The 22,076-nt window shown below is 72.8% G+C and carries 24 protein-coding genes and 1 tRNA gene; 18 read left to right on the top strand and 7 right to left on the bottom strand.

Going from position 1 to position 22,076, the window contains the following annotated elements:
• Nucleotides 1-86: 86 nt before the first annotated feature.
• On the bottom strand, nt 87-551 hold the full coding sequence (locus tag ACH4NX_RS13050; RefSeq protein ID WP_351390287.1) for a response regulator: 465 nt from the start codon (nt 549-551) through the stop codon (nt 87-89).
• A 190-nt stretch (nt 552-741) separates the two neighbouring features.
• Here ACH4NX_RS13050 and ACH4NX_RS13045 point away from each other — a divergent pair.
• The 3 genes from ACH4NX_RS13045 (at nt 742) to ACH4NX_RS13035 (ending at nt 1,663) form a co-directional block, all read left to right on the top strand.
• Nucleotides 742-813, top strand: a tRNA-Arg gene (locus ACH4NX_RS13045).
• A gap of 206 nt (nt 814-1,019) precedes the next feature.
• Entirely contained in the window at nt 1,020-1,250 is a 231-nt protein-coding gene (locus ACH4NX_RS13040) for a CopG family transcriptional regulator (protein WP_398128885.1), read from the top strand.
• Nucleotides 1,247-1,663: a DNA-binding protein gene (locus ACH4NX_RS13035; protein ID WP_398128822.1), complete on the top strand. Its 417-nt coding sequence runs from the start codon at nt 1,247-1,249 to the stop codon at nt 1,661-1,663. The genes ACH4NX_RS13040 and ACH4NX_RS13035 overlap by 4 nt, the downstream gene beginning before the upstream one ends.
• 219 nt (nt 1,664-1,882) lie before the next feature.
• Here the strand turns inward: ACH4NX_RS13035 and ACH4NX_RS13030 are convergent, their stop codons facing one another.
• From ACH4NX_RS13030 to ACH4NX_RS13020, 3 genes are all read right to left on the bottom strand, one after another.
• Entirely contained in the window at nt 1,883-2,716 is an 834-nt protein-coding gene (locus ACH4NX_RS13030; protein WP_351390293.1) for a PIG-L family deacetylase, read from the bottom strand.
• A gap of 35 nt (nt 2,717-2,751) precedes the next feature.
• Nucleotides 2,752-3,156, bottom strand: coding sequence for a hypothetical protein (locus ACH4NX_RS13025; RefSeq protein ID WP_398128823.1), 405 nt, complete (start codon nt 3,154-3,156; stop codon nt 2,752-2,754).
• Nucleotides 3,157-3,560: 404 nt separating this feature from the next.
• Nucleotides 3,561-5,432, bottom strand: coding sequence for an FAD-dependent oxidoreductase (locus tag ACH4NX_RS13020; protein WP_398128824.1), 1,872 nt, complete (start codon nt 5,430-5,432; stop codon nt 3,561-3,563).
• A gap of 329 nt (nt 5,433-5,761) precedes the next feature.
• Here ACH4NX_RS13020 and ACH4NX_RS13015 point away from each other — a divergent pair, with 329 nt between their 5' ends.
• From ACH4NX_RS13015 to ACH4NX_RS12970, 10 genes are all read left to right on the top strand, one after another.
• Nucleotides 5,762-7,051, top strand: a complete 1,290-nt coding sequence (locus tag ACH4NX_RS13015) for a SchA/CurD-like domain-containing protein (RefSeq protein ID WP_398128825.1) — start codon at nt 5,762-5,764, stop codon at nt 7,049-7,051.
• A 175-nt stretch (nt 7,052-7,226) separates the two neighbouring features.
• The gene (locus tag ACH4NX_RS13010; protein WP_279559778.1) at nt 7,227-7,700 is read left to right on the top strand and encodes a cupin domain-containing protein; all 474 of its coding nucleotides are present in this window, start codon (nt 7,227-7,229) and stop codon (nt 7,698-7,700) included.
• Nucleotides 7,697-8,968: a beta-ketoacyl-[acyl-carrier-protein] synthase family protein gene (locus ACH4NX_RS13005; protein ID WP_351390306.1), complete on the top strand. Its 1,272-nt coding sequence runs from the start codon at nt 7,697-7,699 to the stop codon at nt 8,966-8,968. The genes ACH4NX_RS13010 and ACH4NX_RS13005 overlap by 4 nt, the downstream gene beginning before the upstream one ends.
• The gene (locus ACH4NX_RS13000; protein WP_351390308.1) at nt 8,965-10,302 is read left to right on the top strand and encodes a ketosynthase chain-length factor; all 1,338 of its coding nucleotides are present in this window, start codon (nt 8,965-8,967) and stop codon (nt 10,300-10,302) included. The genes ACH4NX_RS13005 and ACH4NX_RS13000 overlap by 4 nt, the downstream gene beginning before the upstream one ends.
• 180 nt (nt 10,303-10,482) lie before the next feature.
• A complete protein-coding gene (locus ACH4NX_RS12995) occupies nt 10,483-10,752 on the top strand; it encodes an acyl carrier protein (protein WP_398128826.1) in 270 nt (89 codons plus the stop codon).
• Between the two features lies 1 nt (nt 10,753).
• The gene (locus tag ACH4NX_RS12990) at nt 10,754-11,233 is read left to right on the top strand and encodes an SRPBCC family protein (RefSeq protein ID WP_345589293.1); all 480 of its coding nucleotides are present in this window, start codon (nt 10,754-10,756) and stop codon (nt 11,231-11,233) included.
• Nucleotides 11,234-11,377: 144 nt separating this feature from the next.
• On the top strand, nt 11,378-11,713 hold the full coding sequence (locus ACH4NX_RS12985; RefSeq protein ID WP_279559783.1) for a TcmI family type II polyketide cyclase: 336 nt from the start codon (nt 11,378-11,380) through the stop codon (nt 11,711-11,713).
• Between the two features lie 271 nt (nt 11,714-11,984).
• Entirely contained in the window at nt 11,985-12,875 is an 891-nt protein-coding gene (locus tag ACH4NX_RS12980) for a DUF3152 domain-containing protein (RefSeq protein WP_351390312.1), read from the top strand.
• Nucleotides 12,876-12,991: 116 nt separating this feature from the next.
• Nucleotides 12,992-13,426: a PPOX class F420-dependent oxidoreductase gene (locus ACH4NX_RS12975; protein WP_398128827.1), complete on the top strand. Its 435-nt coding sequence runs from the start codon at nt 12,992-12,994 to the stop codon at nt 13,424-13,426.
• A gap of 140 nt (nt 13,427-13,566) precedes the next feature.
• Nucleotides 13,567-14,331, top strand: a complete 765-nt coding sequence (locus ACH4NX_RS12970) for a DUF4142 domain-containing protein (protein ID WP_398128828.1) — start codon at nt 13,567-13,569, stop codon at nt 14,329-14,331.
• Nucleotides 14,332-14,336: 5 nt separating this feature from the next.
• Here the strand turns inward: ACH4NX_RS12970 and ACH4NX_RS12965 are convergent, their stop codons facing one another.
• The gene (locus ACH4NX_RS12965; protein ID WP_351390321.1) at nt 14,337-14,873 is read right to left on the bottom strand and encodes a MarR family transcriptional regulator; all 537 of its coding nucleotides are present in this window, start codon (nt 14,871-14,873) and stop codon (nt 14,337-14,339) included.
• A gap of 513 nt (nt 14,874-15,386) precedes the next feature.
• Between ACH4NX_RS12965 and ACH4NX_RS12960 the strand changes: the two genes are divergently transcribed.
• Nucleotides 15,387-16,007 carry a hypothetical protein gene (locus ACH4NX_RS12960; protein ID WP_398128829.1) on the top strand — a complete coding sequence of 207 codons (621 nt, stop codon included), beginning with the start codon at nt 15,387-15,389 and terminating at the stop codon, nt 16,005-16,007.
• A gap of 141 nt (nt 16,008-16,148) precedes the next feature.
• On the opposite strand, the gene ACH4NX_RS12955 is transcribed toward ACH4NX_RS12960, so the two are convergent.
• A complete protein-coding gene (locus ACH4NX_RS12955) occupies nt 16,149-17,330 on the bottom strand; it encodes a Ku protein (RefSeq protein ID WP_351390326.1) in 1,182 nt (393 codons plus the stop codon).
• A gap of 78 nt (nt 17,331-17,408) precedes the next feature.
• Between ACH4NX_RS12955 and ligD the strand changes: the two genes are divergently transcribed.
• Nucleotides 17,409-18,290, top strand: coding sequence for a non-homologous end-joining DNA ligase (gene ligD, locus ACH4NX_RS12950; RefSeq protein WP_398128830.1), 882 nt, complete (start codon nt 17,409-17,411; stop codon nt 18,288-18,290).
• Nucleotides 18,291-18,415: 125 nt separating this feature from the next.
• Here the strand turns inward: ligD and ACH4NX_RS12945 are convergent, their stop codons facing one another.
• The gene (locus ACH4NX_RS12945) at nt 18,416-19,222 is read right to left on the bottom strand and encodes an NERD domain-containing protein (RefSeq protein ID WP_398128831.1); all 807 of its coding nucleotides are present in this window, start codon (nt 19,220-19,222) and stop codon (nt 18,416-18,418) included.
• A 108-nt stretch (nt 19,223-19,330) separates the two neighbouring features.
• Between ACH4NX_RS12945 and ACH4NX_RS12940 the strand changes: the two genes are divergently transcribed.
• From ACH4NX_RS12940 to ACH4NX_RS12930, 3 genes are all read left to right on the top strand, one after another.
• Nucleotides 19,331-19,837 carry a protein phosphatase gene (locus tag ACH4NX_RS12940; protein ID WP_351390335.1) on the top strand — a complete coding sequence of 169 codons (507 nt, stop codon included), beginning with the start codon at nt 19,331-19,333 and terminating at the stop codon, nt 19,835-19,837.
• Between the two features lie 106 nt (nt 19,838-19,943).
• On the top strand, nt 19,944-20,780 hold the full coding sequence (locus ACH4NX_RS12935) for a hypothetical protein (RefSeq protein ID WP_398128832.1): 837 nt from the start codon (nt 19,944-19,946) through the stop codon (nt 20,778-20,780).
• Nucleotides 20,777-22,021, top strand: coding sequence for a HAMP domain-containing sensor histidine kinase (locus ACH4NX_RS12930; protein WP_351390340.1), 1,245 nt, complete (start codon nt 20,777-20,779; stop codon nt 22,019-22,021). Before ACH4NX_RS12935 ends, ACH4NX_RS12930 begins: the two co-directional genes overlap by 4 nt.
• Nucleotides 22,022-22,076: the final 55 nt, after the last annotated feature.

Genomic DNA, 22,076 nt, shown 5'->3' with positions numbered 1-22,076 from the left:
TTCGGTGCTGGTCCCGCTATATGGACGGAGCGCCCCTCGAGCGTGACTCGACCGTGGTCGAAGCCACCCGGCGCCCGTGGCCGGGGTCACCCGGCCGACTCGGCCTGAGCCGGCGATTCACTCTCCCCGGCCACACCGAGCACCGTCCGAGAGGAAGCCGCACCCCCACACGCGGCCCTCCGCTCGACCAACTGCCGTACGAGAGCGATGAGCTCGGCGGGTTCGAACGGCTTGGACAGAAAGGCGTCGGCCCCGGCATCGAACGCCGCGTCGACCTCGTACGGCGTACAAGCGCTGACGACGGCGATCGGAAGCTCCCGCGACCGCGGATCGGCACGCAACCGGGCAGCGGTCCGCACCCCGTCCAGCCGAGGCATGACCACGTCCAGCGTGACGACGTCGGGCCGCACCTGATGGACGACTTCAAGACACTCGGCACCATCGGCCGCGGTCACGACCTCGAAGCCCTCCAGCTCGAGATTGACCCTGATCAGCTGCCGGATGACCTTGTTGTCGTCCACAACAAGAACTCGGCCAGACGCCCTAGGCACAACTCGAGAGTAGGTCGACACCGGCCACCGCGTCCGGGTTTTCCCCACTTCCACCCCGTGCGGGGGACAACACCCCCACGACTGACGCCCCGGCAGCCCCCACGACCCGCGAAAACCCGTTCATGACCACCCCGGGGGAGCTGGTAGTGTTCTACCCGTCGCCGCGAGCAACACCGAACGCGACCGACGCGCCCCCGTAGCTCAGGGGATAGAGCAACGGCCTCCGGAGCCGTGTGCGCAGGTTCGAATCCTGCCGGGGGCACCCTGCATGAGGTGCCCAAAGACCCCGTCATCAGCGGAAACGCTGAGGCCGGGGTCTTCGCGTATGTGGGGGCGGAGACCACAGAAGACAGCCGCTCGCCAGTGATCAGGTACATCCTCGGCCCGGCAGCCGACCCGGCCCGCGCGCCCTCGATCGCGCGGGCCGGGTCGGCCCAGGACTCCGCCCAGCGCAGGTGGGGTGTCACCATGCCCCGCGACGTCGCCGAAGCCGCCAAGGCCCGCAGCGGCCCTTCGGGACTGTCTGCCCATGTCACCGCCGCCGTCGCGCGCCAGATCGAGCGGGACATTCTCAACAAGCTCATCCAGGTCGCCGAGGCCGAGCACGGGCCCATCACCGACGAAGAGGTCCAGGCCCTGCGCGATCAGCTCCACCAGGCCCGCCGGCAGCGAGCGCAAGGCGGAGTGAGCGCCGCGTGACCCGCTCCTCCGCCGCTCCCCCCGGCGGCACCCTGGTCCTCGACAGCGAAGGGCTGGCCAAGGCCGCGCTTCGCGACCGCACCGTCACCGGCCGGCTCGCCCTCGCTCGCGCCGACGACCTGCGGGTGATCACTTCCGCGGCAACCCTTGTGGAAGTGGTCCACCCCCGGATCAACCGACCGGCCCTGGAGTGGACCCTCTCCCGCCTCGTTGTCGAACCGGTCACCGAGCCCCTCGCCCGTCACGCCGCCGCCCTCCTCGCCGACGCCGGCCTGCACCGCCACACGTACGCCGTCGACGCCGTGCTCGGTGCCACCGCCCTCGCCGCCCCTGGTCCGGCGACGATTCTCACCTCGGATTCCGACGATCTGACCGCCCTGTGCGGCTCGCGCATCACCGTCATCAAGGTCTAGGCACCGGCTCTCGCCTGCGGTGCCGGTGCCGCACTCCCGAGTTGAGCCACTGGGAGACGCCCGCGTGACGCGGGCCGGACGCTCGGAAGCCGAGGACCGGGGAGACCTGATGTAGGACGAACGCCAGTTCCCTGGCTTGTTTCCAGGCCCGTGAGTACGACGAGGAGGGCCGGCCCGTCGAGACCGTTGGCTGTCGGGTCCCCGGGCCTGGCGGGAGAATCAGCGCAGTCCGGCGAAGAGGTCGTTCTCGGGCACGACCGCACCGGTGGCGTCCTTGACACGCAGGAAGGTCTCCATGCCCATCAACTCGCCGAATCGCTCCTTGCCCATCTTGAGGAAGAAGATGTTCTCGCCCTGGCTGGCATGCGCGGCCAGCGCATCGAACTTCTGACCGCTGAAGGCGGTGGTATCCACCCACGTGGTGATCTCGTCGTCGGGGAGACCGATCTCCGCCAGCGCGGCGGCCTCGGCAGGGTCCGGCTCCGGCAGGTCCTCCTGGAATTCGCTCATGGTCTCCCCGAACCGCTGCATCGTCGAGTGGGGCATCGTCGTCCAGTACACCTTCGGCACCAGCGCGGTCATCTCCAGCGCCGCCATCGTGATGCGATGGGCCTGGATGTGGTCGGGGTGGCCGTAGAAGCCGTTCTCGTCGTAGGTGACGACCACGTCGGGCCGATAGTGCCGTATGAGTTCCGCGAGACGGGCCGCGCCTTCCTCCACGGGGGTCTGCCAGAACGATCCGGAGGCGTCGTTGCTGGGCCAGCCCACCATCCCGGAGTCGGCGTAGTCCAGCATCTCCAGATCGCTGACCTTCAGGACCTCACAGCTCGCCTCGAGTTCCTTACGGCGCATGGCGGCGACGGCAACCGGATCGTGGCCGGGATCGCCCGGCTTCACACCTCCCGGTCCGTCACCGCAACCACCGTCGGTACACGTCACGAGAACGGTGCGGATGCCTTCCGCCGCGTACCGCGCGAGAACTCCTCCGGTTCCGGTGGCTTCGTCGTCGGGGTGGGCGTGTACTGCCATGAGCGTCAGGGGCCGGTCAGTCATGAGAACAGTCCTTCTGTAGAGATACGTCCTGGTCCTTACGCGGCGGGACGCGGCGGGCCCGCCGCGTCCTCGGTGCCCGGATCCAACGGGGCGGACGCCCTCGTGGGCCCGTGTTCGCCACCCGTGTGGCGCCGGTCCTTCGGTCGGTGCAACCGTGCCGAGCGAATCGGTTGTTCCCGCTGGGTCTCACGAGCCAGTTCGAACGCTTCCCGGCACTCCGGGGCGGACACGCTCTCCGAGCGGTACTGCTCGTACGCGGCCAGACTGGTGAAGGAGAACAGGGCATAGGCGATGTCGCTGTCGCCCCCGCCCTCCTGTGCGTGGACGTGATGGTCCTTCTGCGCGGGCAGGTGGTGGACTACCTGGACGCGCACCCGCAGCGGTCCGGCAGCCTGCCGCCGGATGCCGGGAGGTACACGGCCCGCCTTCAGCTTCGGCACGTACCTGGGTTACGTCCCTCTCCTCACAGGTGTCCTGCTCGGTGCCCCGCTGGTCGCGGGCGACCTGGAATCCGGCACCGCCAAGTTGGTGACCTCGCAGTCCGTCAGCCGGCTGCGCCGGCTCACCACTGAGCTCGCCATCCCAGAGCGTCACCTTCATCATCTTCTGGGGCCGCAAGCGCCTGCTGGGACCCCGCAGGGCAGAAGTCAGGGGCCCGACTCCGAGGAGTCGGGCCCCGTCTGTGGCGACACCGTCCGGCCCGGCCGGTCCGGCACGGTCATCACCTCCGGCCCTGAGGACATCGCGGCGCTGTGCGGCGGGCGTGTCGCAGTAGTCAATGTCCGGCTACGCCCGCCGCGCGGGCCCCGGGGCCCAAGGCGCGGTGCTCAGTGCCCGGTCTGTGTCAGGCGCGGGACAGGACCGTGTTCACCACCTGGCGCAGCATCGCCTCCGGGTCGGGGGCCGGGCCCGGGGAGCGCCAGGCCACGAAGCCGTCGGGGCGGACGAGGACCGCGCCGCCGCGGGTGACTCCGTGGGCCTTCGCCCAGTCGGTGTCCTCGTCGTCCGGAGTCAGGTCGGCCTCCGGGGTGCCGCCCACGCGGTACGACTTCAGCGGTACCCGCATGTCGGCCGCCAGGTGCGTCGCCGCCTCGTGCCAGCCGGTGGGCTGGGCGGCGTCGCTGAGCAGGACCAGGGAGTCCTCGTAGAGGTCCAGGGTGGAGACGCGGGTGGTGGTGCCGGCCTGGCGGAGCCAGAGGTGGGGGGCCCTGCTGCCGGGGGCGCCGGTGAGGTCCAGCCCCTCCGGGACCACCGGTGCTCCGGGGTCGGCGCCGACCACCGCGCCCTGGGTGTAGCGGTAGCCGAGGGCGACGTTGAGGATGCCGCCCGGGCCGCCGCCGGGGCCGCCACCGGGGCCTCCGGCCGCCCCACCGCCGGGGCCTCCCGGGCCCCCGCCCGGACCGCCAGGGCCGCCGGGGCCGCCGCCCGGGCGTCCGCCCGGAGCACCGGGGCCGCCGTCAGGACGTCCGCCCGGGCCACCGGGGGCGCCATCACGTCCGGCAGGGCCGCCGGCCGGTGGTCCTGCCGGGCCTCCGGCTCCCATCCCCGGCGGAGGTGCGAAGCCCGGGTGGCTGTGTTCCACCGAGCGGCCCGCGGCTCGGGCGCTGGTGGCCTCCGCGACCGGGCGGCGTTCGGCGTCGTAGGTGTCCAGGAGGCCTTCTCCCGCCCAGCCCTCCAGGACCGCGGCCAGTTTCCAGGCGAGGTTGTGGGCGTCCTGGATGCCGGTGTTGGAGCCGAAGGCGCCGGTGGGGGACATCTCGTGGGCCGAGTCGCCGGCGAGGAGGACGCGGCCGGAGCGGTAGCTGCGGGCGACGCGCTGGGCGGCGTGCCAGGGGGCCTTGCCGGTGATCTCGACATCGAGGCCGGGGTCGCCGATCGCGCGGCGGATGTGGTCGGCGCAGCGCTCGTCGGTGAAGTCCTCGACGGTTTCGCCCTGTTCGGGGTGCCAGGGGGCGTGGAAGACCCAGTTCTCACGGTTGTCGACGGGGAGGAGTGCTCCGTCGGCGTCCTCGTTGGTCAGGTAGCAGACGATGAAGCGGCGGTCGCCGACCACGTCGGCCAGGCGGCGGGAGCGGAAGGTGACGCTGACGTTGTGGAACAGGTCGCCGGGGCCGCTCTGGCCGATACCGAGCTGTTCGCGGACGGGACTGCGGGGGCCGTCGGCGGCGACCAGGTAGTCCGCGCGGATGGTGGTGTGCTCGCCGGTCTCCCGGCTCTTCACGATGGCCGTGACGCCGTCGCCGTCGGCCTCGAACGACAGCAGTTCCGTGCCGAAGCGCAGGTCGCCGCCGAGGTTGGTGGCGTGGGTGAGGAGTTCGGGCTCCAGGTCGTTCTGGCTGCACAGGCACCAGCCGCTGGGGCTGAAGCGGGCCAGTCCGCCTCCTGCGTCGATCTCCTTCAGCAGCCACTCCCCCTCGTCCGAGACCAGGGTGGGCGTCTGGAAGATGCCGTGGTTCTCGGACAGGGTGGCGGCGGCCTTCCTGATGTCCGGCTCGGTTCCGGCCACGCGGAAGAGCTCCATCGTGCGGACGTTGTTGCCGCGCCCGCGGGGGTGGATGGAGGTGCCGGAGTGGCGCTCCACCAGGGTGTGCCGGATACCCAGCCGCCCCAGGAAGACCGAGGTCGACAGGCCCACCAGGGATCCGCCGACGATGAGGACCGGGACCCGGTGCGCCCCGGGGGAGGCTCCGCCGGACCGGTCGGCTCTTTCGTTCATTGGTTTCGTCCTCCGTTGTGGCAGACGTCGTCCTTCGTCGTGGCGGACGTCGTCCTGCGTTGTGGCGGACGCTCGCCCTCCGTGTCGGACCGTCGTCGCGTGACTCGCCCCGCGGCAGATGTGTGCGGGGGTTTTCATGCATGCCCCGTGCGGCCCGGTGAGGCCCGCGGTGGCTCAGGCTTCACCCGCTTAACCCGTCTGGTTCGCGGTCCTCGCGGGCACGGCTCACGATCGTGCTTACTGCGACCGCCGCACCCGCCGGAACCATGGCGCGCGCCGCGACGATCGCCCCAGTCCACGAGGAAGTTCCCGGAGAAGAGGTGGGCCGGATGACGGTCTCTCCCGTCGTAGCGACGGATACCGCGTCGGCGGATGCCCTGATCACAGACGCCGCGGCGGCATCGGCCCCCGCGGAAGCGGGTGGCGTGTCGATATCCGCGTTCGACGGATCCCGCGTACGGGTCGTCCTGATGCTGGACATCCACGACGGAACGCAGCAGGAGTTCCTGGACGCCTACGACGGCATCCGCGACCGGGTCGCCGCCGTTCCGGGGCACGTCAGCGACCAGCTGTGCCAGTCCCTGGACAATCCCACCCAGTGGCTCCTCACCAGCGAATGGGAGAGCGCGGCCCCCTTCCTGGCCTGGGTCAGCAGCGAAGAGCACATCGACACCGTCGAGCCCCTTCAGGAATACGTCCGCGACACGCACTCCCTGCGCTACAGCGTCCTGCGGGAGACCGCCGGCGAACAGTCCCCGTCCGCCGCGGCGGGTGAGCCGCCGCGGTCAGCTCCCCGGATCGGGAACGATGTCGTACGGCACGCTCTGACCTTCACCGTACGGTCCGGCAGCGAGGGCGAGGTCGCCCGGCTGCTGGCCGACTACTCGCCGCCCGACGCCCGCGTCGACGGCTCCGGCCGGCTGCTGCGCACCTCGGTCTTCCTGCACGGCAACCGGGTCGTGAGGGCCGTGGAGGTGCAGGGCGACCTGCAGTCCGCGCTGCGCCATGTCGCCCGGCAGCCCGGGGTGCAGGCCGTCGAGGAGGCCCTGAACCCGTATCTGGAACAGGAGCGGGACCTCCGCGATCCGCGGTCCGCCCGGCGGTTCTTCACCCGGGCCGCGATGCCGGCCGTCCACCACATGACGACCCGCGGCCGGGCCGGCACGCGCGGCGTGCGGCTGGCGCTGCTGTACCCGGCCCGGGCCGGCGCCGGTCTGGAACTGGCCCGGCTGCTGGCCGGCCAGGACGCTGCCGCCGTGCACGCCCCGGACAACCCGGTCCTCTCCGCCACCGTCTTCCACCGCGACGACCTCGTCATACGGCTCGTCGACGTGGACGGCGACCCGGAGGACGCGCCCGGATACGTCCTGGGCCTGCACGGGGCCCCGAGGGCCACAAAGGCCACAGAGGCCCCAGAAGCTGTCCATGCCGGCGGATCCGCCGGGGCAGCCGGTTCCGCCGGGATCGCCGGTTCCGCCGGGATCGCCGTGGCCGAGCGGTTGCTGGACACCGCCGCCGTCGGTGTCGACGGGCCCCTGACGGAGGCCCGCGCGCTGTCGCTGCTGCTCGCCCGGGTCCGTATGAGGCCCCTGACCGACCGGTGCTCGTCCGACTCCTGAGCCAGGCGGCCGACGCACACGCCCCAGGAACACGCGGTCAGGCCACCCACCCACACAACCACACTCCCCGAACCACGCGGCCAACCACGCGGCCGGCCGGACCCAACGGCGCGCCCGCCGGTCTGTGTGGACACTCCCCTCCCCCACCGCCTCCTGTCACCCCGGAGTGAACGACATGACAGACCAGCAGGTACGCATCGTCTCCCTCGGCGACATCGCGCCGAACCGCCGCCGCGGCGGAGACCTCCGCGCCCTTCTCACGCCCACCACCGCCGGGTCGACCAGCGGCTTCATGGGCGTGGCGATCGTGCAGCCCGGTGACCGGATCGCCGAGCACTACCACCCGTACTCCGAGGAGTTCGTGTACGTCACCGACGGCGGGCTGGAGGTGGACCTGGACGGGGTGCCGCACTCCCTGTCCACCGGGCAGGGGCTGCTGATCCCCCAGGACATGCGCCACCGCTTCCGCAACGTCGGTGACGTCGAGGCACGCATCGTCTTCCACCTGGGGCCGCTGGCCCCGCGTCCGGAGCTCGGTCACGTCGACACGGAGGACGCCGCGGGCAACGCCCTCCCGCACGACGGGGACCACGCCGGATGCGCCGGACGGCACGAGCGTCCCGCCACCGCGGCCGAGGCGGTGTCATGACCCGGCGTCGGGTCGCCGTCACGGGCATAGGCGTCGTCGCCCCGGGCGGGATCGGCGTGCCCCAGTTCTGGGGCCTGCTGTCCGACGGCCGTACGGCGACGCGCGGCATCTCCCTGTTCGACCCGGCCGGGCTGCGTTCGCGGATCGCCGCCGAGTGCGACTTCGAACCGTCCGAGCACGGGCTGGACCTCGCCACGGTCCAGCGGTGCGACCGGTACGTGCAGTTCGCGCTCGTCGCCGCCGCCGAGGCGGTGCGGGACGCGAACCTCGACATGGAGCGGGAGGACCCCTGGCGGGCCGGCGCCACGCTGGGCACGGCGGTCGGCGGCACGACCCGGCTGGAACGCGACTACGTCCTGGTCAGTGAGCGCGGTTCGCGGTGGGACGTGGACGACCGGCGGGCCGAGCCGCACCTGGAGCGGGCCTTCACCCCGGCGACGCTGTCGTCGGCCGTGGCAGAGGAGTTCGGTGTGCACGGCCCGGTGCAGACCGTGTCGACCGGGTGCACGTCGGGTCTGGACGCGGTGGGATACGCCTACCACGCGGTCGCCGAGGGACGCGTCGACGTGTGTCTGGCGGGCGCGGCGGACTCGCCGATCTCACCGATCACCATGGCCTGCTTCGACGCCATCAAGGCGACCTCGCCCAACAACGACGACCCCGCGCACGCCTCCCGGCCCTTCGACGCCGACCGCAACGGCTTCGTCATGGGCGAGGGCGCGGCGGTGCTGGTCCTGGAGGATCTGGAGCACGCCCGGGCCCGTGGGGCGGACGTGTACTGCGAGATCTCCGGCTACGCCACCTTCGGCAACGCCTACCACATGACCGGGCTCACCAAGGAGGGCCTGGAGATGGCGCGGGCCATCGACACCGCGCTCGACATGGCCGAACTGGACGGCTCCGCCATCGACTACGTCAACGCGCACGGCTCCGGCACCCAGCAGAACGACCGGCACGAGACCGCCGCCGTCAAGCGTTCGCTGGGCGAGCACGCCTACGCGACGCCGATGAGCTCGATCAAGTCCATGGTGGGCCACTCGCTGGGCGCGATCGGCTCGATAGAGCTGGCCGCGTGCGTACTGGCGATGGCCCACCAGGTGGTGCCGCCCACCGCCAACTACACGACCCCCGACCCCGAGTGCGATCTGGACTACGTGCCGCGCGAGGCACGGGAGCGGACGCTGCGGCACGTGCTGTCGGTCGGCAGCGGCTTCGGCGGCTTCCAGTCCGCCGTCGTACTGAGCGGTTGTGAAGGAGGGCTGCGATGAGCGGACCACAACGGACCACGCGCCGTGAGCGGGACGGCGGCAGTCGTGAGAACGGCGGTAGGCGCGAGGAAGGCCGCAGGCGCGAGGAAGGTGGCAGGCGTGCCGTCGTCACCGGACTCGGCGTGGTGTCCCCGCACGGCATCGGCGCGGAGGCGTTCTGGAAGGCGGTCGCGGACGGCACCAGCAGCCTCGGTCCCGTCACCCGCGAGGGCTGCGACCATCTGCCGCTACGGGTCGCGGGCGAGGTGCGCGGCTTCGACGCGGCCGAGACGGTCGAGGAGCGCTACCTCGTCCAGACCGACCGGTTCACGCACTTCGCGCTGACCGCCACCCATCTCGCCCTGACCGACGCCCGGTTCGGACGCGCCGACATCGAGTCGCCGTACTCGGTGGGCGTGGTCACCGCCGCGGGATCGGGTGGCGGCGAGTTCGGGCAGCGGGAGCTGCAGAACCTGTGGGGCCAGGGGTCGCGGTATGTCGGCCCGTACCAGTCGATCGCCTGGTTCTACGCGGCCAGCACCGGCCAGGTCTCCATCCGCAACGACTTCAAGGGTCCCTGCGGGGTCGTGGCCGCCGACGAGGCGGGCGGCCTGGACGCGCTGGCGCACGCGGCGCTCGCCGTGCGCAACGGCACCGACACGGTGGTCTGCGGCGCGACGGAGGCGCCGTTGGCGCCGTACTCGATCGTCTGCCAGCTGGGCTACCCCGAGCTGAGCCGCGCCACCGAACCCGACCGTGCCTACCGCCCGTTCACCGGTGCCGCCTGCGGGTTCGCGCCGGCCGAGGGCGGTGCCGTGCTCGTGGTCGAGGACGAGGCGGCGGCCCTGGAGCGCGGGGCGGACGTGCGGGCGACGGTGGCCGGGCACGCGGCGACCTTCACCGGGCCGTCCCGCTGGGCGGAGTCCCGGGCCGGGCTGGCCCGCGCGATCGAGGGCGCGCTGGCCGAGGCCGGGTGCCGGCCGGAGGAGGTGGACGTGGTGTTCGCGGACGCCCTCGGCGTCCCGGAGGCCGACCGGGCCGAGGCATCGGCGCTCGCGGACGCGCTCGGCGCGCACGCGCGACGCGTGCCGGTCACCGCGCCCAAGACCGGGACCGGGCGGGCGTACTGCGCGGCACCGGTGCTGGACGTGGCGACCGCGGTGCTCGCCATGGAGCACGGGCTGATCCCGCCCACCCCGCACGTGTTCGACGTGTGCCACGACCTGGACGTGGTGGCCGGCCGCGCCCGGCCCGCCGAGATCCGCACGGCCCTGGTCCTCGGCCGTGGGCTCATGGGTTCCAACTCGGCGCTCGTCCTGCGGCAGGGCGGCACCGCGCCGTCCGCGAACGGATGACGGCCGTCCGGGACTGAGGTGACGGCGAATGGCCGGCGGCCGGTGACCGGTGGCCGGTAGCCCGCCCCACCCGACTCGACTCGACCCGACCCACCCGACCGACCGACCGACCGGACCAACGCCAATCCCGGGTGAGCGCCGCTTTGGGCGAGCACCGACCGAGTTGAAGGAGCACCCCGCATGACCGACCAAGTGGACTACCAGGTGACCGTCGAGGAGCTGGCGACGCTGATGAAGCGCACCGCCGGCGTGCACGTCGACCCCGTCACCCTTCAGCAGCAGGCCGCCGACGGTTTCGACACCTTCGGCCTGGACTCCCTCGGCCTGCTGGGCATCGTGGCCGAGCTGGAGAAGCGGTACGGGCTGGGTCTGCCGGAGCAGGCCGAGCGCTGCAAGACGCCCGCGGATTTCCTCGCGCTGATCAACGGCGCCCTGAAGACGGGAGTGTGACGTGGCAGGCCACACCGACAACGAGATCACCATCGCCGCGCCGATGGAGCTGGTCTGGGACATGACCAACGACATCGACAACTGGCCCCGGCTGTTCAGCGAGTACGCCTCGGTGGACGTGCTCGACCGCGACGGCGACCGCGTCACGTTCCGGCTCACCATGCACCCGGACGAGCAGGACCGGGTGTGGAGCTGGGTGTCCGAGCGCGTCGCCGACCCGACGACCCGCACCGTCCGCGCCCACCGGGTCGAGACCGGTCCCTTCCAGTACATGAACATCGTCTGGGAGTACACCGAGACGGCGGACGGCACCCGGATGCGCTGGATCCAGGACTTCGCCATGAAGCCGGAGGCGCCCGTCGACGACGCCGGGATGACCGACAACATCAACCGCAACTCGCGTACGCAGATGGCGCTGATCCGGGACCGGATCGAGCAGGCGGCGGGCGAGCGGCGGACCGCCTCGGTACTCGCCGACTGACACGAGTCGACCGGCACCCGACCGAGCGACACCCGGCCGACCGGCACCGATGCCACCGACACCCGGCCGACCGGCACCGATGCCACCGACACCCCGGCCGACCGGCGCACCGGCCGACCGACACCCCACGGAGGGCACCTCCCCATGCACCACACCCTGATCGTCGCCCGGATGGCACCGGGCGCGGCGACGGACATCGCGAAGGTGTTCGCCGAGTCCGACAGCGGCGAGCTGCCCCACCTGGTGGGCGTCAACCGGCGCAGTCTCTTCGAGTTCGGTGACGGCGTGTACCTGCACCTCATCGAGAGCGACGCCGACCCGGCCCCCGCCATCGGCAGGCTGACCGGGCATCCGGAGTTCCGCCAGGTCAGCGAGCGGCTCGAGCCGTACGTGTCGGCGTACGATCCGGCGACCTGGCGCGGTCCGAAGGACGCGATGGCGCGCTGCTTCTACCGCTGGGAGCGGACCGCCGCCGGCTGACGGACCGCTGCCTCCCCCACCACCGCGTCGGGGCCGCCCGGGTACCTCCCGGGCGGCCCCGACGCATGTGCGCGTGTACGACGGGGCCTGGACGCCTCGCGGACCCCTCGGAGTGCCGAATGGTTGTACGGCTCACCCGAACTTGCGTGTGAGAAGCCACACTTGAGGTCCTGCGATGGTTTCGCACATCCTTCCGCTTTGATCTTGGGGGGTACAAAAGCACACAGGAGTCCGCTGTGCGCCCCGCCGACCAGCAGAGAGGACGCACGACGTGGGCCGATCCACAGCCCGCCGGTCACGCCGAAGAACCACCTCGGAGAGCGATGGGCGAGTGTCCCGCGCCCGCAGGCGGCGCCGCCGCAGGACCGGCCGGATGGTCCTGGCCGGCCTGACCTTCGGTGCCGTACTGCTCGCGGGGGGCGCGGCCTTCGCGTACTGGCGGGACGCCCGACCCCCGGCGACGGACGACCAGGTGGCCGACGTCGCCGACGCCCTGGACGCCGCAGGGACGCCGTCCGGGTCGTCGAGTCCTTCCGCGTCCCCGTCGGTGAAGGCCTCCCCGTCGCCCTCTCCCTCCCCCTCCACCATCGCCATTCCCGCGACCGGCCCGGGCACCTTCGTCACCGCCAAGGCCGACGGTTCGACCGTGGGCACGGGCAGCCGCGTACGCCGTTACAAGGTCCTGGTCGAGGAGGGCATCGACATCCGGGCGAGCGAGGCCGCGGCCGAGATATCGGACGTGCTCGCCCACCGCCGGGGCTGGACCCGGGACGGGAAGAACTCCTTCCGGCTGGTGAGCTCCGGCTCGTTCGACTTCGTGGTGAAGATCGCCACGCCGGGCACCGTCGACGCGATCTGCGGCCAGTGGGGCCTCGACACCGGGGGCGAGGTGAACTGCGCGGGCGAAAAGGACGTCGTGGTGAACCTCAAGCGCTGGGTGCTGGGCTCCCCGCAGTTCGAGGGCCCGATCGGCGAGTATCGCGCACTGATCATCAACCACGAGGTCGGTCACCGCCTCGGCCACAACCACGAGACCTGTCCCGGTCCCGGTCTGCCGGCCCCGGCGATGATGCAGCAGATCAAGGGCCTCAAGGGGTGTGTCGCCAACGCCTGGCCCTACGACGACGACGGCGACTACCTGAGCGGACCCTCGGTCCCCTGAACCACCCGCGGACCCCACCGCGACCGCCGTCCGCGGACCACCCGAGGACGACCTGGCGGGGCGTTCGGCGGAGGGTTCGCGGGACAGCGGGCGAGGCGCGGGGTGATGATCGGCCCATGACCACCACACCGCGCTTCGACCCTCGCACCCTCCTGGCGGAGAGCCGGCTCGGCGTGCTCGCGACGATCAAGTCGGACGGCCGCCCGCAGCTCTCCCCCGTGATGCCCGCCTACGACCCGGAGGCCGGCGTCGTCCGCGTCTCCACCCGCGAAGGGCTGGCCAAGACGGCGAACCTGCGCCGGGACCCGCGGGCCGCCCTGGAGGTGACCGCCCCGGACGGCAGGTCCTGGGCCACCGCCGAGGGCGTCGTGACCGTCACCGGTCCGGGGCTGGACCCGCACGGGCCGGAGGTCGGGGCGCTGGTGGACTACTACCGCGCCGCCGCCGGTGAACACCCGGACTGGGACGAGTACCGGATGACGATGGTGTCCGAGCGCCGGGTGCTGCTCACGATGACGGTCGAGCACGTGTACGGGGCCGATCTCGGCTGAGGCAAAGTCACGTGCCCGAGCGGTGACAGATACGCCCGCCGTTTACGTACCTCCTGGCGAACGAGCACGAGTACCGGTTACGAGTACCAGTTCCGAGTACGACTCTTCGGCGAGTCTCTCGCGTCGCCCCTGGAGGCACCATGCGTCTGTCCCGCGACAGGATCGGAGTCGTCGTCCTGTTCGGTGTGATGACCCTGACCCTCACCGCTCTGGCCTTCCCGGCCGTGCTCGGTCTGGACAGGTCCGACGGCGACCAGGACCGTGTCGTCGCGAGCACCGAGTTCGGGCCGCTCACGGAGGCCGACCGCGACTTCGTGGTCAAGGTCCGGGCCGCCGGGCTGTGGGAGTACCCGCTGGGCGAGATGGTGATGGAGCGCGGCACGTCGAAGGCGATGAAGACCGCGGGCGAGCATCTGGTCGTCGGCCACGCCGGGCTGGACGCGATGTGCCGCGAGATCTCCCCCGAGCTGGGCATCACACTGCCCAACAGGGCCTCCCCCCAGCAGGAGGGCTTCGTGGCGACGGTGGACGCCAAGAGCGGCGAGGAGTTCGACTCGTCGGCGGTCAACATCATGCGGGTGACCCACGGCCAGATCTTCCCGGCGATCGCCAAGATCCGCGCCACCACCAAGAACACGCTCGTGCGGCAGCTGGCCGACCTGGCCAACGACACCGTCCTGGACCACATCACGGTGCTGGAGAAGACCGGGCTCGTCGAGTACGACCAGGTCACCTTCCAGCAGACCGGTCCGGCGAAGCTGCCGAGGGAGAAGGTCACCCCGCCCCCGCCGCAGCCGGGAGAGCGGGTGCTCGTGCTCAAGCCGCGGCCCGATTTGAACGTGAACACAGCCTCCCCGACGCCCGCCCCCCTCGCCGACGGCCCCGTGACGCGCCGTGCCCCCTGAACGCGTCAGGCGTCGCGGGCCGCTGTGACGTCCGCGGCCCAGCCGAGCGGATGCGGCTGGGGGTCGTCCGGTGCCGGGGCGAGGGGCTCGCCGCCCGCCTCGCTGAAGGCGGTGAGCGCCTCGACGAGCGCCGCCCGCTGACGGGGCGCGAGCCGTTCGACGATCGCGGCGACCTCGGCGCGGCGCCGGGCGCTGACGTTCTCGACGGTGCGCCGGCCTTCGCCGGTGAGCCGGAGGAGGGTCTCGCGCCGGTTGTCGGGGTTGGTCTGCCGGTCGGCGAGCCCGGCCGCGATCAGCCGGTCGACCATGCGCATCGCCGTGGACGGGGCGACCTGGAGGTGGTCGGCGAGCGCGACCAGCTTGGTGGCGCCCCTGGTGGCGAGCACCATCAGCATCCGGAACTGGGGCAGCGTCACCCGTTCCTCCACCTCGGCGAGCGACCTCGCGGAGACGGCCACCAGCAGCCGCGACGCGGCCAGTACGGCCCTGGTCACCGCATCGACATCGTCCAGGCCCCCGACGGGCATCTCACGCTCCGGCATGGGTCCTTTCTACCGTGCCGAAGTTCCCGCCCATCCACCTGACCGCACGTCAGGGGGCCGCCCCGGTGACCGGACCGGCGTGGAAGGAGCGCCGGCCACCGCAGGTCCGCCGCCCTTCCCTGTACAAAGGTGGGCGCGGAAGGCGGTCCCCGTCCCGGAACGAGCGTCAGCGGCCCAGGACGGTCGTCCGGTTCGGCGGCCGTCACCCGGGAACGGCCCGGTGTCTTCGCGCGTTCGTCGGATGGGTGGTGCGTGCTGCTCGTGCGGTGGATCGAGGGAAGCGCCCGGGGACCCTGGCGATCTATTTTTGCACTGTGCAATGATCCGATGGGCGACCGGTCTGCGAACGTGTGCCCTGCGGCACCCCGGGGTGACACCGGCACGGTGCCGCGACACAGGCGGTACGGGACGGCAGGCGGTACGGGACGGCACACCGGCCGTGGGCGGGCCCCCGTTCCGCCCGCACTCCCGCCCGGCCGCCGTACGGGCCAAGAAGAGAGGAAGAGCGGGACCATGACCGCTTCCGGGCCGGACAGCGACGCCACGCCGGACGAGCCGGACGCTACACCGTCCGTACCGGAGTACGTCTGGCGGCAGTTCCTGGACGACGACGAGCGCGCCATCCGTGCCTCCGCCCCGAGGGAACCCGCCGCGCGGGACCGGACACCCGGCTGGCGCCCCCTGCCCCCGGAGGGCGCAGACAGCGCAGACAGCGCCAGCTCAGACAGCACGGACAGCACGGACAGCACGGACAGCACTGAAACGGCCGCGAAGACGTCCATGGGCCGTCCGTCCGACGTGATCGGCGAGCCGTGGCACCCGGAGGATCCGTGGACCGGCCCGGCCTGGCGTGAGCTGGACGGCCGTGCCCGGATCCGGCGGGTCGGCCGGGTGATCGGCACGGCCGCGGCGGTAGCCCTCGCCCTGACCGCGTGGTCCCAGCTGTCCACCGGGACCGGCACCCCGGGCGGTGGACCGGCCGACACGATCGGGCAGCACCTGGAGGAGAGTCCCGTCCTGCCCAGCGCCGCCTCGCTCGCGCCGACGGCCTCCGGCGACGCGAGCCCGGCGGTCTTCGAACCCGCCCCGTCCGTGATCCCCCGCGCGTCCTACTCCCCCTGGACGCTGGACTGAAGGTCTGTTCAGCCCGGGCGCGACCGCGGCGCACCCGCTGCCGCCCTCGCACCCGCTGCCGCCGCCCTCGCCCTCGCTGCCGCCCCGCTGCCGCCCCGCTGAGCGGCAGCCCGGCCCGCTCCCTCCTCGTACCGGGAGGCGTCAGGCGCTGCGCTTGCGGGACGCCGTCTTCCTGGCGGTGCTCCTGCCGGCGCCCGTCTCCTTCTCGGCGGTGCTCTTCGCTGTACTCCTCTTCGCCGCACTCCTCTTCGCCGGCTGAGCGGACTTCGCCGCCGGCTTCTTCGCCGCCGGCTGTTTCTTCGCCACCGCCTCCGCCGCCTTCCTCCCGTCGGCCCCCTTCGCCTCCGTCCTCTTCCCTGCCGCCGTCTTCTTCGCGGCCGTCTTCTTCGCCGCGGTATTCGCCGTCTTCTTCGCCGCGGTCTTCTTCGCCGCCGTCGACGTCGACTTCTTGCCGCCGGTCTCCTCGGGCGTCCACCGGGACGACGACGCCCCGCGCTGCGGCAGCGTCCTGACCTCGGCCTCCTCGGCAGGGCCGGACGCCTCCCCGCCGCGGGACTCCCGGGCCACCCGCACGCTGTTCTCCAGCGCGGCCATCAGGTCGAGCACCTTCCCGGACGGTGCCGCCCCGGGGGCCTGAGGGGGCGCCTCACCGGCCGCCTTCGCGGCGATGACCTCCTCCAGGGCCTCGCGGTACTCGTCGTGCAGGTCGTCCAGGTCGATCTCACCGAGCGTGGCCATCAGGGCGTCCGCGAGGTCCAGCTCCTGGTCGCGGACGGTGACACCGGCGTCCGGGGCGACGACCTCGGGGGCGCGCACCTCGTCCGGCCAGAGCAGGCCGTGCAGCGCGATGGCGTCGCCGACGACCCGGAGCATGCCGAGGCGCTCACGGCCCCGCAGCGCGAACTTGGCGATGGCGACCCGGTTGCTGCGCCCCAGCGCCTCGCGCAACAGCGTGTACGGCTTGGCGGCGGGGGCGCCGCTCGCCGCCAAGTAGTACGCGGAGCCCATCTGGAGCGGGTCGACGCGCTCCTCGGGCACGAAGGCCACGATCTCGATCGTCCGCGCGGTCGGGACCGGCAGCCGGGCCAGGTCCTCGTCGGTGATCGGGATCATGGAGCCGTCGGCGTCCTCGTAGGCCTTGCCGATCTCGTCCTGGCCGACCTCGCGGTCCTCCAGCTCGCAGACCTTGCGGTAGCGGATGCGGCCGCCGTCCTCCGTGTGGATCTGGCGGAAGGAGACCGAGTGGCTCTCCGTCGCGTTGATCAGCTTGACCGGGATGCCGACCAGGCCGAAGGAGATCGCGCCGTTCCAGATGGATCGCACGTGCAGCACCCTTTCCAGTCGGTCGAATGCCGGAGGACCGTCGGGCGGTTTGTCCGCGTTTCGTGAGATTCTCATGGTATGGCGCCTATCACAGAGGTGGAGGGGCGACGGATCGCCCTCAGCAACCTGGACAAGGTGCTGTATCCGGCGACCGGCCTCACCAAGGGCGAGATGCTGCACTACTACGCGACGACCGCGGAGGTGCTGCTGCCGCACCTGCGGGACCGTCCGGTCTCCTTCCTGAGGTATCCGGACGGGCCGGACGGCCAGGTGTTCTTCACCAAGAACGTGCCGCCGGGTACGCCCGACTGGGTCACCACGGCCGAGGTGCCCCGGTCGGAGGGACCGGCGCGGATGGTGCTGGTGCAGGACCTGGCGACCCTGATGTGGGCCGCGAACCTGGTGACCGAGTTCCACACGCACCAGTGGACCGCGGACGATCCCGACGAGGCCGACCGGCTGGTGTTCGACCTCGACCCGGGGCCGCCCGCGACCGTCGTGCACTGCTGCGAGGTCGCGCTGTGGCTGCGGGAGCGGCTGGCGGCGGACGGGATCGAGGCGTACGCTAAGACGTCCGGGGCGAAGGGGCTGCATCTGCTGGCCGGGGTGCGGGGGTCGTCGTCGGAGCGGGTGTCGGAGTACGCGAAGACGCTGGCCGTGGAGGCGGAGCGGGCGCTGCCGCGGCTGGTGGTGCACCGGATGACGCGCAGTCTGCGACCGGGGAAGGTCTTCGTCGACTGGAGCCAGAACGCCGCCCGCAAGACCACGGCCACTCCCTACACGATGCGGGCGCGTTCCGAGCCGGCGGTCTCGACGCCGGTGACGTGGGACGAGGTGGCCGGGTGCCGGCGGGCGGAGGAGTTCGTCTTCCGGGCGGAGGACGTCGGGCCACGGGTACGGGACTACGGCGACCTGCTGGCACCGCTGTTCGAGCGGCGGCGGGCGGCGCCCCTGCCGTGACCGGCGACCGCCCTGACCCTCGACAGCCCTGACCGGCTACCGCGCCGACCCGCAACCGCCCTGTCCGGCGACCGCCCCGACCCTCGACCGCCCCGACCTCCGGCCGCCCCGACCTCCGACCGCTCTCAGACGCGCGTCCAGGTGGCGCGGTCGCGGGCCATGGCGTGCAGCGCCTCCACGTCCGCCGGTTTGAGTACCCCGCCGGGGCGGGCCAGGCCGGGCAGCTCCTCGTCCGTGAGGACGCGGACCGAACGGGGCGGGGCCGCGACGGCCACGTGCGCCGGGCCGACGAGAACGAGGACCGGGTGGACCTCGGCCGTCAGGGCGTAGGAGGCCCGGTCGGCGTCGGCGCGGACCCGGCGCAGCAGCGGCAGCGGTTCTCGGCGGCCCAGCGCGACCAGCGGGTCGGCGATGCGCACGCGCTGCCTGCGGGCGGGCAGCGCGTGGACGGCGTAGAGGCCGCCGGGGCCGATCACCAGGTGGTGGACGCGGTCGCCGCCGGGCAGCGGGACGGAGTGCAGGGTGTGCCAGCCGGCGCCGTCGAGGCGGTCGAGGGCCGCACCCGCCGCCTGCTCGGCCGCCAGCGCCCGGCGACGCGGATCGGGGCGGCGCAGCCGGTGCGGCGGGCCCGGGTCACGCTCCAGGGCGACCAGGAGCGCCTCGCCGGGCCGGTTGGGGGCCAGGTCGTCGTCCGGGTGGAGGGAGAGCCGGGCCAGCTCGGCGGGGGTCGGGACCGGGGGCGGGCCGACCGTGACGGGGCCGGTGAGGAAGGGGCCCAGGGCTTGGAGGACCTCGTCCTCGCGGTCGTCGCTGAGCAGGCTGACCCGTGCGGTCTCGCGGTCGTACCAGGCGATGTTCCCGCCGTCCGGGAGGCAGACGTACAGCCGTTCCTGACCGTGCCGCCAGGTCGGTACGACGCGCAGTCCGTTCATGCACCACCACCCCACGACCATGGGAACAGGCGGGGTGCTGCGGGGGCAAGAACCCGGCTACCTTTGAGGGCGGTGGGACAGACCTTCGGGCGGGATGGGGAGGCGCTGGTGCGTACCCGTGGGAAGGGACCGGACGCGCCGGCTCCGAGCCGGCCGTGGGACGAGATCGTGCCGGGGCTGTGGATGGGCGGGCACGAGTTCCAGCGGCAGGCCGGAGAGCGGGAGTTCGCCGTCGTGAGGGGCGAGTTCGATCTCGTGCAGACCCTGCTCCGACTGCCCGGACACGGGCCGGACGAAGGTGTCGAGCACCATGTGTGGCCGATCCCCGACGGGCCCCTGGACGGCACCCAGCTCGCGGGGGTCATCCGGCTGGCGGAGGCCGCGGGCGAGGCGCTGGACAGGGGCCGCACAGTCCTCGTCCGCTGCTACCACGGGTACAACCGCTCCGGTCTCGTCGTCGCGCACACGCTCGTGCGCCGGGGCGGTACGGCCGAGGAGGCGGTGCGGCTGATCCGTGCCCGGCGCTCGCGGTGGGCACTGCACAACGAGCTGTTCGTGGAGTACCTGCGGGCCGGTCTGGACACCGCGCGGCTGCTGGAGGAGCTGGCGGAGTAGCCCGGCCCCCGCCACGCGGGCAAAATGGACTTGCGTCCGAATAAGGTGTAGCGGATCACCGATTCCGGTCACCTGATGCCACCGGACGACCGAACCCAGGAGTGCAGTGCTCCCGAGCCGCCGTGGCCGCCCCGCCCGCGTCCCCGCCGCCCTCGCGCTGCTCCTGGTGGCCGCGGCGGCCGTAACGCTGGCCGGCTGCGGTGACTCGGGCGGGCTGCGGAACGCGGGCGCGACCCCGGCCGCGCAGAGCCCGGCCCGGCTGTGGCCCGACCTCGCACCGGCGTCGAGTCCCGCCTACGACATCGGCGAGGTGGACAACGAGGTCGTCGAGGGCGTCACGGTGCCCGGCGGCGACATCCGCCGGGCGGACCCGGTCGCCGCCGTACGGGCCGAGATCACCGCCCATCCGGACGACTACGAGGGCTCCGGGGCGCCGTACGGCGAGACGGCCCGCCGGATGGCGGACTGCGGCGAGGCCGGTTCCGACGGCGCCGACGATGCCGGCGGCGAGCGCGGCCGGTGCCCGGTGCTCAGGCCCTACTACCGCGACCTGACCGGCGACGGCCGCCCCGAGATGACCCTGGGCTTCCGGCTGCTGCCCGAGGAACTGACCGCCGTGCGCGTCTACACGGCCGAGAAGGACCGGCTCGTACGGGTCATGTCCTACGACGACGCCGTGAGCGCGGTCGAGCTGGCCGGGCGGGCGGTGATCGTCCGGTCGCCGTCGGAGGTCGCGGGCTACGAGTACCGGCTGCGGTGGACGTGGGATCCCGACCAGCGGGCCATGCTGCTCACGAGTGACGAGATGCTGCGCACGGACGACGGCGGGAAGCACACGAAGCGCCCGTCCGCGTCCCCGTCCTCGGCCTCATCCCCGTCAGCCTCGGCCTCCGCGTCCGCGTCCGCGTCCCGGTCCGCTTTCCCGCCGGCGAGTGCCCCGTGAGACTCGTCCTCCCCCGGGGGGCCGGCCCGCTCGCGGTGAAGGCCGCCGTCTTCATCACGGTGATGTGCTGTGCGCTCGCCGCGCTGCTCGGCGTCCTCGTGCACGTCTCGGTGACCAACCAGACGGTGGGCCGGGCCCGGGACACGGCCCTGGCCCGGCTCGGGGAGGCGACCAGGGCGTACGAGGCCGGGAACCCGCTGCGGCGGGGCGCCGGCGTCGATCCGCCGGGGCTGCCGGAGCCACTGCGTGAGCTGGCCGTCTCGGGCCGGCGCGGCACGATGGCCGCCGAGGGCGACGGGCGCCCCACGATGTGGGCGGCGGGCCCCGCCACCGGTGGCCGGGCACTCGCCGTGCGGGTCGACCACACTCAGGGACAGCGCACCATCGACGGTCTGGACGGCGCGATCGTGTGGTCGTCGGCGCTGGCGATCGGGGCGACGCTGCTGGTGGGCGCGTTCGCCGTGACGCGGGTGACCAGGCGGCTGCACACCACGGCGCGGGTGGCGCGGCGGATCAGCGCGGGCGACCTCGACGCCCGGGTCGACGATCCCCGTGCCAAGGACCCGACGCGCCCGCAGGACGAGGTGGCGTCGGTCGCCGCCGCGCTGGACTCCATGGCGTCGTCGCTGCAGGGCAAGCTCCTCGCCGAGCAGCGGTTCACCGCGGACGTGGCGCACGAGCTGCGCACCCCGCTCACCGGCCTGCACGCGGCGGCCGAGCTGCTGCCGCCGGGCCGCCCGACCGAGCTGGTCCAGGACCGGGTGGCGGCCCTGCGCACGCTCACCGAGGACCTGCTGGAGATCTCCCGGCTGGAGAGCGGGCGGGAGAAGCTGGAGGTGGACCCGGAGGCGCTGGGCGCGCTGGCCGGACGGGTCGGCCGGGCCTCCGGCACCGACACGCGCGTGGACGTCGTACGGGACGCGCGGGTGGAGACGGACCGGCGGCGGCTGGAGCGGGTGCTCGGCAACCTGGTCGCGAACGCGCACCGGCACGGGCGGGAGCCGGTGGTGCTGACCGTGGACGGGCCGGTGATCACCGTGCGGGACCACGGGGACGGCTATCCGGAGTACCTCCTCGTCCACGGGCCGCAGCGGTTCCGCACCGAGGGCGGCTCGAAGGGGCACGGGCTCGGGCTGACGATCGCGCTGGGGCAGGCGGAGGTGCTCGGCGCGCGGCTGGAGTTCACGAACCCGCCGGACGGCGGGGCACGGGCGACCCTGACCCTGCCTCAGCAGCCCTGACGGGTCCCGGCGGACCGGCCGCCGCCCCGATGGCGCAGTGCGGCGGGCGGTCCGT

Source organism: Streptomyces sp. NPDC017225 (assembly GCF_044331465.1).
Classification (GTDB): Bacteria; Actinomycetota; Actinomycetes; order Streptomycetales; family Streptomycetaceae; genus Streptomyces.
Note: the sequence above shows the minus strand (reverse complement) of the source record. Positions and strands in the feature narration are given on the sequence as shown.